Raw genomic sequence first — 14,052 nt, forward strand, 5'->3', positions numbered from 1 at the left:
TGTCGTCGTACCCGGCCGGGTGTGGTTGCCCGCGGTCGGGGATGGCACGCTTGTCCGGTGCGGTTGCTGGTGGTGGAGGACGAGGCCCGACTGGCCACGGCGTTGCAGCGCGGCCTCCAGGCCGAGGGCTTCGTCGTCGACGTGGCCGCTAGCGGGCCGGAAGGGCTCGACCTGGCCCGGCACGGCGGATACGACGCCATGATCCTGGACGTGATGCTGCCCGGGCTCTCCGGCTACCGGGTGGTGCGCCAGTTGCGGGCGGAGAGGCACTGGCTGCCCGTGCTCATGCTCTCCGCCAAGGACGGCGAGTACGACCAGGCCGACGGGCTGGACTGCGGGGCCGACGACTACCTGACCAAGCCCTTCTCCTACGTGGTGCTGCTGGCCCGGCTGCGTGCCCTGCTCCGCCGGGGCGCGCCGCGCCGCCCGGTGGTGCTGGTCGCCGGTGACCTGAGTCTGGACCCGGCCCGTCGCCGGGTCACCCGGGACGGGGTCGAGGTGGAACTGACCGCCCGGGAGTACGCCCTGCTGGAATACCTGCTCCGCCGAGCCGGCGAGGTGGTCTCCAAGACGGAACTGCTGGACCACGTATGGGACGCGAGTCTGCGTACCGCGCCGAACGCCGTCGAGGTCTACGTCGGCTACCTGCGCCGCAAGATCGGCCGGGACCGGTTGGAGACGATCCGGGGGGCCGGCTACCGGCTGGTGACATGAACCGGGCGGAGCGAGGTCACCGGAGGGCCGGGACCGGCGGGCCGCCATGATCCGGCTCCGGGGGCGGTTCGGGCGGCGTGGCTGGCGGCGGCCGTGGCTGACGCTGAGCCTGCGGGCCCGACTCACCATCATCAGCGCGGCGGGTCTCGCCGCCGGTCTTGCCGTCGGCGGGCTGGTCCTGCTCGGCGCGCTCGGCTACGCGCTCCAGCGCACCGTCGACACCGAGGCGCTGAAGACCGCCGAGGCGGTGGCCCGGCTCGCCGGCCAGAACGCGCTGCCGGACCCGCTTCCGGTCGCCGGCGGCCAGGTACGCGTACAGGTGCTCGACAGGCAGGGCCGGATCCGGGCCGCGTCGATCGACGCCGACCGGCTGGTCCCGATGCTCTACCCCGACGAGCTGCGGCGGTTCCAGGCCGGGGAGCGGGACCGGTTCTACCTGCCCGGCCGCCGGCTCGGCCTGGACGGCCCGATCCGGGTGGTGGCGGTACCCGCCGGGCCGGCAGCCGACCCGCAGACGGTACTGGTGGCCAAGTCCACCGCGGACGTGCGGCACAGCGTGACCGTGGTCCGTACCATCCTGCTGATCAGCTTTCCGCTGCTCCTGGTCGCGCTGGCCGCGGTCGCCTGGCGGGTGATCGGCGCCACCCTGCGCCCGGTCGAGACGCTGCGGGCCGGCGCCGAGGAGATCACCGGCGGGGCCCGGCCGGGCAGGTTGCCGCTGCCCGCCTCGCACGACGAGATCCACCGGCTGGCGGTGACCCTGAACGGGATGCTGGGCCGGCTGGAGTCGGCCCGGGCCCGGCAGCGTGCCTTCGTGGCCGACGCCGCGCACGAGCTGCGCAGCCCGCTGGCCAACATGCGGACCCAGCTCGAGGTCGCGCAGCGGCTCGGCCCGGCGACGGAGTGGCCGGCGGTCGCCGACGACCTGCTCGCCGACACCCAGCGGCTCAGTCGGCTCGTCGACGACCTGCTGCTGCTCGCCCGCTTCGACGAGCCGGCCGCCCGGCCACCCCGGGCCGCCGAGCCGGTCGAGCTGGGGGAGTTGCTGACCGAGGTCGCGGAGCGGTATCCGGCGCCGCCGCTGCGGGTGGTGGCACCGAGATTTCCGCTCTGGGTACTCGCCGAGCCGGACGCGCTGACCCGGATCCTGGGCAACCTGCTGGACAACGCGCTCCGGCACACCGCCAGCGAGGTGGTGCTGGAGGCCGGACCCGGCGGCTGGACCGGTCCGGCGTACCACCTGGTGACCGTGACCGACGACGGGCCGGGCATCCCGGCCGGGGACCGGGACCGGGTCTTCGACCGGTTCACCCGGCTGGACGACGCCCGGGCCCGGGACGCGGGCGGCGCCGGCCTCGGCCTGGCCATCGTCCGGGAACTGGTACGCCGCCAGGGCGGCACGGTGACCCTCGGCGACACCGGGCCCGGACTGCGGGTCGAGGTACGCCTGCCGGCCGAGCGCCCGGTCCGGGACGGCCACGACGAGCGGGTACCGCCGCAGCCGGTGACCGCGGCTCAGCGCGCCGACGGCGACCTGCCGGGACGGTCGGTGCAGACCGGATCGGCCTCGCCGACGACGCTCTCGGAATAGACGACCGCGACCGAGAAGCAGTAGTTGCCCTGCGTCTCGAGGCCGTAGACCACGTAGCCGGTGGAGCCGGCCGGCAGTTCCTGGAACGGCCGGAGTTCCTGACCGGCCCGCCCGCCGGCCAGCACCACCGGACCCTTGGCACCGTTCGGATAGCTCCAGCCCAGCGTCACGCTGCTCCGGTTGTCGGCCAGGGTCACCGCGCCGGGCGGGGTGCCGGGGGAGGCGGGCGGCGGTGTGCGCGGCGGCGCGGCCGGAGCGCTGGTCGCCGGCCCGGGCGCCGGTGACTCCGGCTCGTCGTCCCCGGTCAGCCCGAACCCCAGCACCACGGCGGCGGTGCCGAGCAGGACCAGCACCACCAGGCCGGCGACGACCGCCGTCGGCAGCCGCCGGCCAGCCGGTGGCGGCCGGTGGATCCGCACCGGCAACCGGGACGACCGCCGCTCCGGCAGGTGCCGGACCTCGGGTACGCCCCCGGTGTCGCCGAGGTCGACGGCGTGACCGGCCGGGAGTTCCCGGTGCGGCCGCTCGGCGACCGGCGTGGAGCCGGAGCGGCTCTCCGGCCGCCACGGCTGGGCGGCGGCTGGTGCGGGGTGCCGCCCCGCCTCCGGGTCGTCGTCGCCGTCCGGCGTGCGGCGGGCCACGTCCGGCGGCCACCAGCCGTGCTCCGGATCACCGTCCGCGTCGCCGGCCGACCCGGCACCGGTGGCGAATCCGGATCCGGACCGGTTCGCCGCGTTCCGGGGCGGCGGGACCGGCGGCCCGGCCGGCGGCGGGGTGCCCCACCGGGGCGGTGGTTCGACGAGCGGTGCGGGCGGCAGCCGGGGCGGCGGCACCTGCGGGGTGTCGCTGCCGGCTCCGGCGGACGGGGGTGGCGGCGGGGGCGGAAAGCGCAGCGGTGGCAACTCGTCGCGGGGTGGCAGCTCGGCGTCCGGCGGGTGCTCCCCGCCGTCCGGAAACCCGGCAGACCCGTCCTGGTACGGCTGGTCGTGGTGCCCGGGCCGCTGACCGGGCGCGGCCGGGTACGGCGACGCCGCTCCGAACGGCGGCGACGCCGGTCCGGCCGGCTGCGCCGGTGCGGCGGCGGGTGGCGGCGGTACCGCCGGGTACGCCGGTGCCGCGTGCTGCGCGGCGCCGTGCTGCGGATATTCGCCGTGCTGCGGACGGTGCGCGTGCTGTCCGTACCCGGCGTGCTCCGAGTGCTCGGCGTACGGTGCCGGCTCGGCGTGCCGGGGCTCGGGGCGCCACGGCTCGGTGTACTCCGGCACGCCCGTCCGGCCGGTCGGCGCGTGCGGGTCGTCCTCGGGCTCCGGCCCGGAATCGGCGCAGACGTGGTCGGGATCGGCCGCCGCCCGGGCGAGCGCCGCGACCTGGGCCGCCAGCGGATGGTCGGCCGGCAGGTGCTCCCGGCACAGCTCCCGGGCCAGGGCCAGGTGCTCGTGCGCCCGGGTGAAGAGTCCACAGTCGCGCTGCATGGCGCCCAGCCGGGCGAGCATCCGGATCCCGCCCGGGTGCCCGTCGCCGTAGACCTCCCGGTGCAGTTCCCAGGCGTCCTCCAGCCGGTTCCGGGCCAGCGTGCACTCGCCCTGGGCGTACTCGACGGTGGCCAGGTCGGCGTGTGCGGCGAGTACCCGCAACGACTCCGGGCCGTCGTTCGCGGTGAGTTCGATGATCACGTCCCGGTACAGCCGGGCGGCCCGGGCATGGCTGCCGACCCGGTGCAGTACGGCGGCGAGAGTGGCCGCGGTCGCCACGGTCCGTTGGTCGGCGGCGCCGTAGAGCCGGGTGGTCGCGGAGTAGGCGAACGCGGCCCAGCCCCGGGCGGCGTGCGGGTCGCCGAGCGCCACCAGCACCCGGGCCTGGAGGCTGGCCGCCTCGGCCAACTCGGCGGAGGCGTGTCCGGGGCTCGGGTCGGCGGCGTCCAGCGGCGGGCCGAGCAGGTTCCGGGCCCCGGCCAGGTCACCGGCTGCCACGAGCGCGTTCGCCTGCTGGGTGAGTTCACCGAAGCCGGAAGCCACGCCCCATCGTGCTCGCCCGGCGACGTTCAGTACAAGAGGGCAGGTGGAGGCAGTTTCGTCGTCATGTCGGGCATCCGCCGCCAGCGACTACCGTGGAGCCATGGCGATCCACCGGCTCAACCACGCCGTACTCTTCGTTCGCGACCTCGCCCGCAGCGTCGCCTTCTACCGGGACGTCCTCGGCTTCCGGCAGGTGCCGATGACCCCGGAGGGCTTCGACGGCGCCGCCTTCCTCCAGGCGCCCGGTTCCACCAACGACCACGACCTCGGCCTGTTCGAGGTGGGTGCCGCGGCCGGCCCGTCCGGTGCCGGCCGGACCACGGTCGGGCTCTACCACCTCGCCTGGGAGGTGGACACCCTCGACGAGCTGTCGGCGATCGCCGGCCGGCTCTCCGAGGCGGGCGCGTTGGCCGGCAGCTCCGACCACGGCAGTACCAAGAGCCTCTACGGCAAGGACCCGGACGGGCTGGAGTTCGAGGTGGTCTGGCTGGTCCCGGCCGACCGGCTCGACGAGCAGACCCTCGCCGCGCGCCGCCGGATCTCGCGGCTCGACCTCGACCGGGAGAAGCAGCGGTACGGCGGGCAGACCCGGGGCGGCGTCGGCGTATCCGTCCCATCCTGATCGGCATCGGTCGACGGCGGCCAGGGTGGAACGACGGCCGAGGTGACACGGGCGGGCCGGGCAGGGTACAACCGCAGCATGTCCACCGACCCGATCGGCGCCGTCAAGCGGGAACTGCTGGTACGCCAGCTCGACTCCTGGGTGCCGGCCGCGCTGCACCGGGCCCGGCGGGCCACCTTCGCGCAGGCGTACCCCGGAGCGGACGGTGGTGCCGCGGACGCCGCGCTGCGGGTCTTCGGCGAGTTCGCCGACCTGCTGCGCGGGCGGCGGATGACGGCGCTGACGCTCGGCCGGGCCGGTGACCAGGACCTCGCGGCTCGGCACGCGGCGGCCCAGTCGGAGCTGCCCGCCGGGCTGGCCGCGCACCTGATGCCGGGCGGTGTCGACCGGTTGCCGGTGGCGCTGCGGGCGGCCGCCGCGAACGGCGCTCCGGTCTTCGCCTACCTGGACGGCACCGGCGGTCCGGAGCCCGGCGCGGAGGTCCTCACAGCGGTCGCCGGTGGCCGTCCCGCCGAGCTGCTGCTGGTACTCGATCCGCCGGTCTGGTCCGGCGCGGACCACCGGCGCCGGCTGGCCGGGGCCGGGCTGCCGCTGGTGACCGAGGTGGAGCTGGTCGCCGACGCCCGGGCCGAGGTGCTGGTCTTCGCCACCGCCGCCGGCAAGCGGCTGGACGCCTTCAAGAACGCGCTCTGGGCGGTCGACGAGTACGCCGGGGTGCGCTACCGGGATCCCGGCGACCCGGAGGGGCACCTGCTGGACATCTCGCTGAGCCCGCATCCGGGGCCGCTGCGGCGGGAACTCCTGGCCCGGCTTGCGTCGGTCGGCGCCGCGTCCGTCACCGAGCTGCGCCAGTTCACCGCCGAGCGGACCGTCTACCGTGCGGCGGACACCAACCGGGTGCTCACCGCGTTACTGGCCGCCGGGCTGGTGAGCCGGGAGCCCGAGGCGGGCCGGCTCGGCGGCGACGTGACCATCACCGCCACACCGCCAGGCTGACAACGCAACAGGGACGCCGACGGCCTCGCCGGCATCCCTGTCCGTCACCGCTTCCTCAGGACCGTGACTTGTCCTGCTTCCAGGACAGCGGGCCGGGCAGGTCGACCCGGTGCGCGCGGGCCCGGGAGTTCCACGACCAGCGACCGATCCTGATACTCCAGGACGAGAAACCGTTCTCGGTGAAATTGAGGATCAACGGACCGATCTTCTTGCGCTTACGGAACATCAGACCCACGGCCATGCTCCCTTCGGGACAACTGCTCTCTTCCGGGGGTTGCCAGGAAGTTCCCTTCACGGGTGTCCGGCAAACGTGCGCCGGCACCGGTGGCGGCCGCCGACGTTCCGCAAGGGACGGCCCGGGACGGCCGGTGCCGCCCGGCCCTCAGCGCGGCTGCCAGGCGTCCGGCCGGGTGGTCAGCTTGCGTACGTGCGCCGGCATCCGGCCGCTGATCAGCTCGGCGAGACTCACCTCGTCGACCACGTCCCGTACCGCCGCCCGGACGGCCACCCAGAGCCGGGGCAGGTTCTCGGCCGCGCCGTCGTACCGGGTCTGCTCGGGGCGCAGCCCGCGGATGCCGGCGAGGGGACCGTCCACGGCACGCAGGATCATGCCGACGGTCACCTCCCGGGGCGACCGGGCCAGGGTGTAGCCGCCCTCCGCACCCCGCTGGGCCTTGACGACCCCGGCCCGGCGCAGGTCGGCGAGGACCGCCTCCAGGAACTTCCGGGGCAGGTCCTGCTCGGCGGCGAGCGCCTGGGCGGACACCAGCGCCGGGTACGCCGCCGCGAGACCGAGTCCGGCCCGTACCGCGTAGTCACCGCGCGCCGAGATCTGCACGCCTCCATCATCCACCGTCGCGGTGGCCGGCCGGCGGCGGGCCGATGGCGGGTGGCGAGGCCGGTGCGGGTGGCGATGGCGGGTGGCGGGTCAGCCCTGGACGGCGGGGCTCCGGCCGGGCAGGCCGGCCCGGAAGGCGCCGGGACTGCGTCCGACCTCCCGCTGGAAGAACCGGCCGAAGTTGGTCGGCTCCGGAAAGCCGAGCCGGCGGCCGACCTCGGCCACCGACAGGTCGGTCGCGGCGAGCAGCCGCCGGGCCTCCAGCGCCACCCGCTCGTCGATCACCTGCTTGGCGCTGCGGCCGGTGGCGGCCAGACAGGCCCGGGTCAGGGTACGCACCGAGCAGTCCAGCCGGCCGGCGTAGTCCTCGACCCGCCGGGTCTGCCCGTACGAGCGCTCGACCTCGTGCCGCAGCCGCCAGAAGGTGCCGGTCGGGTCCGTACCGTCCGGGGCGCCGCCGTTGCGGGTGTGTGGAGGGGCCGGCGCCGCAGCGGGGTCGGCCGGGTCGCGCGGCAGCAGGGCCAGCCGCAGCAGCAGTACGGCGAGCTGGTGCCGCAGCAGGTCGGTGGCGAGGGCGCCGCCCCGGTGCCGCTGGCAGTCCACCACCAGTTGACTGACCTCGTTGATCACCGCGTCCTCGTCCTCACCAGCGAGCTGCCAGAAGCCGGCGGCGAACGGCGGGCCGATCGGCGAGACGTCCAGGTCGCGCATGGTCTGCGGGGTCCAGCAGACCAGCACCGCGTCGAGTCCGCCCTGCCCGCCGTGCTGGACGACCTGCCCGGGCCGCACCCAGAGCAGCGATCCCGGCCGGCACGGGTACGTCCGGAAGTCGATTTCCTGCGTGCCGTGTCCGACGGTGACCAGGATGAGCAGGTGCCGATCGACCAGCAGCGGTCCTTGCCGGGACGGATCGACGAAGTAGTCGCGCAGGGTGAGGGTGCGGATACCGGCCCAGCCGGGCTGGGCCGGCACCGCGCCCGGATCACCGGGGAGCTGACCGAATCGGACCATCACCTGCGACGTTAGCCGCCGCCGGCCCGCCGCGCACCCCTCGGGCAGCCCGGGTCCGGAACCCGACCGCGCCGCCAACCGGGCAGGTGGCGGCGGTGGCCAAGCCGACGGATGAGGCCGGGGGCGGACAGCCAGACATCGACGTACGACGTTGACCGTGGAGTCGGCCGATCGGTAGCCTGTCCCCGGTCCGGGCTACGACCACCGCGCGGGTCAGCGACGGGTGCACGCGAGACATACCGAACCCCGCCACGTCCGTCCCGTCGGGCCGGACAGCCGAGCAGTTCCGGAGATCCCGCATGCGTCGTAGATCCCTCCTGCCCATCGCCGTCAGCGCGACGCTCGTCGCCGCCGGTGCGGCCGTCGTCGTCGCCCCGCCCCCGGCGCTCGCCGAGCCCGGCCCGGCCCTCGAGGTCGACGTCGCCGCCGATCGGCACCCGATCAGCCCGCACATCTACGGGATGAACTTCGCCGACGAGGCGCTGGCCGCGGAGCTGGCCCTGCCGGTACGCCGCTGGGGCGGCAACGCCACCACCCGGTACCACTACCGCTACGACACCACCAACCGCGCCTCGGACTGGTTCTTCGAGAACATCGCCGAGGAGAACGCCGACCCCGAGGCGCTGCCGGACGGTTCGTCCACGGACCGCTTCGTCGAGCAGGACCGGCGTACCGGCACCGACAGTGTGCTGACGGTGCCGCTGATCGGGTGGGCGCCGAAGGCCCGGGACGGCTCGTGCGGCTTCTCGGTCGCCAAGTACGGGCCGCAGGAGCGTACCGACGAGTGGCGTCCGGACTGCGGCAACGGCGTGCGGCCGGACGGCTCCCTGGTGACCGGGAACGACCCGCACGACACCAGTGTGCAGGTCGGCCCGGAGTACGTCCGGGACTGGCTGCGGCACCTCACCGCCAAGTACGGCACGGCCGCCGAGGGCGGGGTGAAGTTCTACAACCTCGACAACGAGCCGGACATCTGGCACTCCACCCACCGGGACGTGCACCCGACCGGGGCGAACTCGGCGGAGCTGCGCGACCAGGCGTACGCGATCGGTGCGGCGGTCAAGGAGGTGGACCCGTCGGCGGCGACGCTCGGCCCGGTGGGCTGGGGCTGGACCTCCTGGGACTACTCCGGACTCGACCAGGAGGTGTGCGGGCGCACCGGGTGCTGGGCGGACCCGCCGGACCGGCCGGCCCGGGACGGGCTGCCCTTCGCCACCTGGTACCTCCAGCAGATGCGCGACTACGAGGAGCGGCACGGGCAGCGGGTGCTGGACTACTTCGACATGCACTTCTATCCGCAGGCCGCCGGGGTGGCGTTCGGCAACGGCAACGACCCGGCCACCAACGCGCTGCGGCTGCGTTCCACCCGGGCGCTCTGGGACCCGACCTACACCGACGAGAGCTGGATCAACACCCCGGTCCGGCTGGTGCCCCGGATGAAGGAGCTGGTGGCGGCGAACTATCCGGGGACGAGGACGGCGGTCACCGAGTACAACTGGGGGGCGCTGGACCACGTCAACGGGGCGCTGGCCCAGGCCGACGTACTCGGGATCTTCGGTCGGGAGGGGTTGGACCTGGCCACCCTCTGGGCGCCGCCGGCCGCGACCCAGCCGGGCGCGTACGCCTTCCGGATGTACCGCAACTACGACGGCGCCGGCGGCCGGTTCGGTGACCTCGGGGTCCGGGCGACCTCCGCGGACTCCGAGCAGCTCTCGGTGTACGCGGCCGAGCGCGGCTCGGACGGCGCGCTGACCGTGATGGTGGTGAACAAGAGCGGGGTGGAGCGGAGCAGCTCGCTGTCGCTGCGCGGCCGGACCGCCCCGAGCACCCAGGTCTACCGGTACGGCGCCGGCAACCTCGGCGCGATCGTTCGGGAGGCGGACCAGCGGATCCTGGTGCCGCCGCCGGTGGCCGGCGCGCCGAACGGCATCCTGTCGCACACCTTCCCGGCCGACTCGGTGACTCTCTTCGTGATCGGCGCACCGAGCACCCCGCCGCCGCTGACGGTGCGGCACCGCAACCTGGACCGGTCGTTCACGAACGCCCGGATCCACCCGGCGATCGAGCTGGACAACCCCGGCTCGGTACCGGTCGACCTGTCCCGGGTGACCGTGCGGTACTGGTTCACCCGGGACGGCGGTCGCGGCGCGGTGCAGGCGGCCTGCGTGCGGGCCACCACCGGGTGCGCCAACCTCACCCAGTGGCTGGTGGCGCTGCCGAGACCCCGGCGCGGCGCGGACGGCTACCTGGAGGTCGGGTTCACCCGCGGTGCGGGGACGTTGCCGGCGGCCGGGCAGAGTGGCCCGATCGAGGTGCGGCTGACCAAGGCGGACGGGTCCCGGTTCGTCGAGACCGACGACCACAGTTGGCGTCCGGCGGCACCGGGCTACGCGGCCAGCACCCGGATCACCGTCTACCTGGACGGGTTACGGATCGCCGGGACCGAGCCGTGATCGCCGAGACCGAGCCGTAGTGGAGTCGTACCGGCCGGAGTTGTCCGGCCGGTACGGTCAGGACTAACTTACCGCACAGTAAGCCAAGCCGGTCGGTCCGTATCCCGGCGCCGATCGACCTACAACCTTCAGAGGTGTGCATGCCAGGTCTGTTCTCGGTCGAGGGCAAGGCGGTGCTGGTCACCGGTGGCACCCGGGGGATCGGTCTGATGATCGCCCGGGGATTTGTCGAGGCGGGCGCCCAGGTGATCATCTCGTCCCGCAAGGCGGACGTCTGTGCCGAGGTCGCCGAGCAGCTTTCCGGATTCGGTCGCTGCGAGGCGATCCCGGCGGACATTTCCAGCGCGGCCGGGGCGGCTCGGCTCGCCGAGCAGATCCTGCAACGGGTGCCGGCCCTGGACGTACTGGTCAACAACGCCGGTGCGACCTGGGGGGCACCGCTGGAGGCGTACCCGGAGAGCGCCTTCGACAAGCTCTGGGCGGTGAACGTCAAGGCGGTCTTCCAGTTGACCACCGCCCTGCTGCCCGCCTTGCGCGCCTCGGCCAGCGCCGACGACCCGGCCCGGGTGATCAACATCGGCTCGATCGACGGGATCCGGGTGCCGTGGATGGAGGTGTACGCCTACTCGGCCACCAAGGCGGCGGTGCACATGCTGACCCGGAGCCTGGCCCATCAGCTCGCCCCGGAGCACATCACCGTGAACGCGATCGCCCCCGGCCCGTTCGAGAGCAAGATGATGGCGTTCGCGCTGGACGACCCGGCGACCCGGGCGACGATCGAGCACCAGGTGCCGCTCGGCCGGATCGGCCGGCCCGACGACATGGCCGGGGCGGCGATCTACCTCGCCTCGCGGGCCGGCGCATACCTCACCGGAGCGGTCATACCGGTCGACGGCGGAATCACCACGCACGGCTGACCAGACCCGACGTCGGGCATCCCAGACCCGATCTCGGGCATCGCGAACGGCGCAGACGCCGCGCGGACCTCGGCAGGGTCCGCGCGGCGTGGCGTTCCAGCGGCGTGACGTGCCCCGCGCTCGCAGTCGCGGGAAACGCTCAGCGACCGGCCAGCAGCCGGTTGACCGCCGTATCGACGTCGAGGTGGTCTCCTTCCCGGCCCCGGGGGACCACCACGTACGTCCGGCGCAGGAACCTGACCAGGACGCTACGTGGCACCTCGAACAGTGCGTTACCGTCCGGTGATGAGAGCGCGAGCGCGACGAAGTCGCCCCGGGGTGTGGCCCAGGGCCAGACCCGGACGTCGCCGATCCCGGCCGGCTCGTCGAGGCCGGTGACGAGCAGCTCCCGGGCGAAGGACCAGCTGACCGCTTCGCCACCGGCGGATTCCGCATGGAACAGGACATGGACCGCATACGGGTCGGCTGGGTCGTAGCGCAGGCTGGCACGCACGGGCAGAGCCGTGGCGTCAGGTGCAACGAGCCTTAACGACGTCTCGACCTCGACCGTGGTCGGTCGGATGACACTCATGGACGTTCTCCCCCCGGCACCGCTGCGGGACGTATGTGTCCCGCCTTTCCCATCCTCAGGTGCTACTCATGGTTACGCTCCGCCATACGCTGATATCACCCAGTAGTGGGAAGAGGCTTCCTAGCCGCCGATCGAAATCGAATCTTTATGTAGGATGTCCAGTTCTGCCCAGGTACTCGATCCCACCCGACGCCGGATGGTTCAGCCGTCGACTCACTCCGGTAACGTCCAGTCGTCCTGTTGAGTGACGGGCCGGGCCACACTGGGGGTTGAAATGGCTACGAATCCATCCTCAATGGAGAAAGCGGCTCTGCCGAGCGCGGCGAGCGTGAACGGGGCTGGCGCCGGGGTCCGCTCCGGCGTCGCGGGGGCGGTCGAAGAGCGGAGGTACGACGTGCCCGACGACGAGCGCGTCCCACGGGGGGACCGGTCCGGACCTGCGACGGAGTCACCCACGGGTGCCGGCGCGGAAGTGCCGCTCGAGCCGTTCGTGACGCAGAACCGGCGGCAACGGGTACGCCGGACGCTGGAGATCATCCGAGCCAATCCGACCGGTCGGATCGCGTTGAAGGTGTTCGTGGCGGTCGCCGGTGCGATCGTCGTCACACTCGGTCTCGCGTTGATTCCGCTCCCGGGGCCCGGTTGGCTGATCGTCATCGGCGGGCTGGGTATCTGGGCGGTGGAGTTCCACTGGGCCAAACGGCTGCTCAACTTCACCCGCCGGCACGTACAGAGCTGGGCGCGTTGGGTACGTGAACAGTCCCTCCTGGTCCGGATCGTCCTCGGTTCGGTCGGGCTGGTGTTCGTGGCGGTGGTGGTCTGGCTGTCGGTACGGGCCAGTCTCGGCATCGACCTGATCGCCAGGTTCATGCACTACATCGCGACGCACTGACCCCGAAGTCGCGCGGACTCCGGTCGATCAGGTACAGTCGTCCGCGCTGAGGGCGATTAGCTCAGCGGGAGAGCGCTTCGTTCACACCGAAGAGGTCACTGGTTCGATCCCAGTATCGCCCACCGCAGTTGGCAGCGCGCGAACCGCGTTTCTGCTGTCCAGAAGGGCTGGTCCGTCGAGGACCAGCCCTTCTGTGTTGCCAGCGAGGGGCAGCTTGAAGATCGGGCGGACGGCGTCGTCGGCGATGATCATGATTTCCTTGATGCGGGCTTCGCGCATGGCCTTGCGGGCGGTGGGGACGCCGTCCGCGATGATCTCTCTGATCTGCTCGCGGATCTTGGTCTGGTCGGCCGGTGTGAGGGTCTGAGGTGGCTCGTCGAGCTCGAATTTCAGTTGTGCCTTTCGGTGGCCGCGCTGTTTGGACTGGTCTTTGAGCGTGGTCAGTCGGTCGCGGACGTGGGTGTCCTCGTCGTCGAGGGTGCCTTTCTCGAAGGCGACGAGGTACCGGTCGATGGTGGCGCTGTGTCTTTCTGTGCTCGGGTGATGGCGGTCAGTTCGTTGCGTTGGCGTGAGTTGTCGGCGGCGTGCTGGGCCTGAAACTCGGTGATGGCTTGTTCGATGAGGTCGCCACGGTGGGTGTAGAAATCCAGCAGCGCGGTGATGATCGCGTCGTGGGCGTCGGGGACGGTGATGTCTCGGAAGTTCTTTTCGCCGAGGTAGATCCGGTTCGTCAGGAGCAGGGTGACGGTGTGATGTGACCATGGCTTATCGGTGTGGGTTCGCAGGCCCTGCTCGGTGAGGATGCCGGCGATGGCGTTCGTGCCGCGCCGGTCCCGCGGGTAGAGGTCGAAGATGCGCCGGACGGTGCCGGCCTCGACCCCACTGTCCTCGTGGACGGCAGCACGCTGCACGTGTTCATCGCGGCACCAACGGCGGTCTTTACCTGAAGACCTACGCACCGGACGGCTGGCAAGGCTGGGACAACCTCGGCGGCAGCATCCGCTAGGTGTACTGACCAGGCACCTTGGTTGAGATTGTGTGACGACACGACGTAGCTGAACTGGACGAGGGCTGGCCAGTCGCCCGGGCGGCCGTGAAGAGGCTCCGAGCCCCGGCGCAATCTTTGGGTGGGGTTTTGAGGTCCGGGCGGCGGACCGCGCCCGGCCGTCGGCGCCCCCGCTTCCGCTCGTGGCTCGGCCGCGTGCGCGGGGTGGCAGGTCGTGGAGTGTCGGCGTAGCGGCCATCACCGCGCGGGCTGTGCGGAAAATGTGCGGTTCCGTACTCATCCTGGTGCTGCACGCACATGCGACTCGCGCTCGGCGGGGGCGCGAACGGTGGAACGCGGATGAGGAGCGGAGGCCGCGATGACGCCTCGATTCGGTGCCGCCGGTTGGTCGGCGGCTCTCTTGGCGGTGCTCGTTCTGGGGTCGGC

The 14,052-nt window shown here is 72.8% G+C and carries 12 protein-coding genes, 1 tRNA gene and 1 pseudogene; 8 read left to right on the top strand and 6 right to left on the bottom strand.

The window, feature by feature from the left end; all coding sequences use genetic code 11:
* The first annotated feature begins 57 nt into the window (after window positions 1-57).
* Both ACSMXO_RS14545 and ACSMXO_RS14550 read left to right on the top strand, forming a co-directional pair.
* Window positions 58-714 carry a response regulator transcription factor gene (locus tag ACSMXO_RS14545; protein WP_346261407.1) on the top strand — a complete coding sequence of 219 codons (657 nt, stop codon included), beginning with the start codon at window positions 58-60 and terminating at the stop codon, window positions 712-714.
* A gap of 46 nt (window positions 715-760) precedes the next feature.
* A complete protein-coding gene (locus ACSMXO_RS14550; RefSeq protein ID WP_455418144.1) occupies window positions 761-2,305 on the top strand; it encodes a HAMP domain-containing sensor histidine kinase in 1,545 nt (514 codons plus the stop codon).
* Here ACSMXO_RS14550 and ACSMXO_RS14555 read toward each other — a convergent pair.
* On the bottom strand, window positions 2,230-4,320 hold the full coding sequence (locus ACSMXO_RS14555) for a tetratricopeptide repeat protein (protein WP_455418145.1): 2,091 nt from the start codon (window positions 4,318-4,320) through the stop codon (window positions 2,230-2,232). The genes ACSMXO_RS14550 and ACSMXO_RS14555 overlap by 76 nt on opposite strands.
* A 100-nt stretch (window positions 4,321-4,420) precedes the next feature.
* Here ACSMXO_RS14555 and ACSMXO_RS14560 point away from each other — a divergent pair, with 100 nt between their 5' ends.
* Both ACSMXO_RS14560 and ACSMXO_RS14565 read left to right on the top strand, forming a co-directional pair.
* Window positions 4,421-4,942 carry a VOC family protein gene (locus tag ACSMXO_RS14560; RefSeq protein WP_346261405.1) on the top strand — a complete coding sequence of 174 codons (522 nt, stop codon included), beginning with the start codon at window positions 4,421-4,423 and terminating at the stop codon, window positions 4,940-4,942.
* Between the two features lie 78 nt (window positions 4,943-5,020).
* On the top strand, window positions 5,021-5,938 hold the full coding sequence (locus tag ACSMXO_RS14565; protein WP_455418146.1) for a hypothetical protein: 918 nt from the start codon (window positions 5,021-5,023) through the stop codon (window positions 5,936-5,938).
* Window positions 5,939-5,993: 55 nt separating this feature from the next.
* Here the strand turns inward: ACSMXO_RS14565 and ACSMXO_RS14570 are convergent, their stop codons facing one another.
* From ACSMXO_RS14570 to ACSMXO_RS14580, 3 genes and pseudogenes are all read right to left on the bottom strand, one after another.
* Window positions 5,994-6,173: a DUF4236 domain-containing protein gene (locus tag ACSMXO_RS14570; protein WP_346261403.1), complete on the bottom strand. Its 180-nt coding sequence runs from the start codon at window positions 6,171-6,173 to the stop codon at window positions 5,994-5,996.
* 147 nt (window positions 6,174-6,320) lie between these two features.
* Complete coding sequence (locus ACSMXO_RS14575) at window positions 6,321-6,776, bottom strand: RrF2 family transcriptional regulator (RefSeq protein WP_346261402.1); 456 nt, start codon at window positions 6,774-6,776, stop codon at window positions 6,321-6,323.
* A 7-nt stretch (window positions 6,777-6,783) separates the two neighbouring features.
* Window positions 6,784-7,787 (bottom strand): annotated as a pseudogene (locus tag ACSMXO_RS14580) (AraC family transcriptional regulator).
* A gap of 299 nt (window positions 7,788-8,086) precedes the next feature.
* Here ACSMXO_RS14580 and ACSMXO_RS14585 point away from each other — a divergent pair.
* The gene (locus tag ACSMXO_RS14585) at window positions 8,087-10,240 is read left to right on the top strand and encodes a glycoside hydrolase family 44 protein (protein WP_455418147.1); all 2,154 of its coding nucleotides are present in this window, start codon (window positions 8,087-8,089) and stop codon (window positions 10,238-10,240) included.
* A gap of 140 nt (window positions 10,241-10,380) precedes the next feature.
* Window positions 10,381-11,157, top strand: a complete 777-nt coding sequence (locus ACSMXO_RS14590) for a glucose 1-dehydrogenase (RefSeq protein WP_346261466.1) — start codon at window positions 10,381-10,383, stop codon at window positions 11,155-11,157.
* Between the two features lie 139 nt (window positions 11,158-11,296).
* Here ACSMXO_RS14590 and ACSMXO_RS14595 read toward each other — a convergent pair whose 3' ends face one another.
* Entirely contained in the window at window positions 11,297-11,728 is a 432-nt protein-coding gene (locus ACSMXO_RS14595; protein ID WP_101365276.1) for an SsgA family sporulation/cell division regulator, read from the bottom strand.
* Between the two features lie 274 nt (window positions 11,729-12,002).
* On the opposite strand from ACSMXO_RS14595, the gene ACSMXO_RS14600 reads away from it, so the two are divergent.
* Window positions 12,003-12,620 (top strand): TIGR02611 family protein, encoded by a 618-nt coding sequence (locus ACSMXO_RS14600; protein WP_455418148.1) that lies wholly within the window; start codon window positions 12,003-12,005, stop codon window positions 12,618-12,620.
* Window positions 12,621-12,670: 50 nt separating this feature from the next.
* A tRNA-Val gene (locus ACSMXO_RS14605) sits at window positions 12,671-12,742 on the top strand.
* Between the two features lie 318 nt (window positions 12,743-13,060).
* Here the strand turns inward: ACSMXO_RS14605 and ACSMXO_RS14610 are convergent.
* A complete protein-coding gene (locus tag ACSMXO_RS14610; RefSeq protein ID WP_455418149.1) occupies window positions 13,061-13,531 on the bottom strand; it encodes a recombinase family protein in 471 nt (156 codons plus the stop codon).
* Between the last annotated feature and the right edge of the window lie 521 nt (window positions 13,532-14,052).

It is taken from the genome of Plantactinospora sp. DSM 117369 (assembly GCF_053764795.1).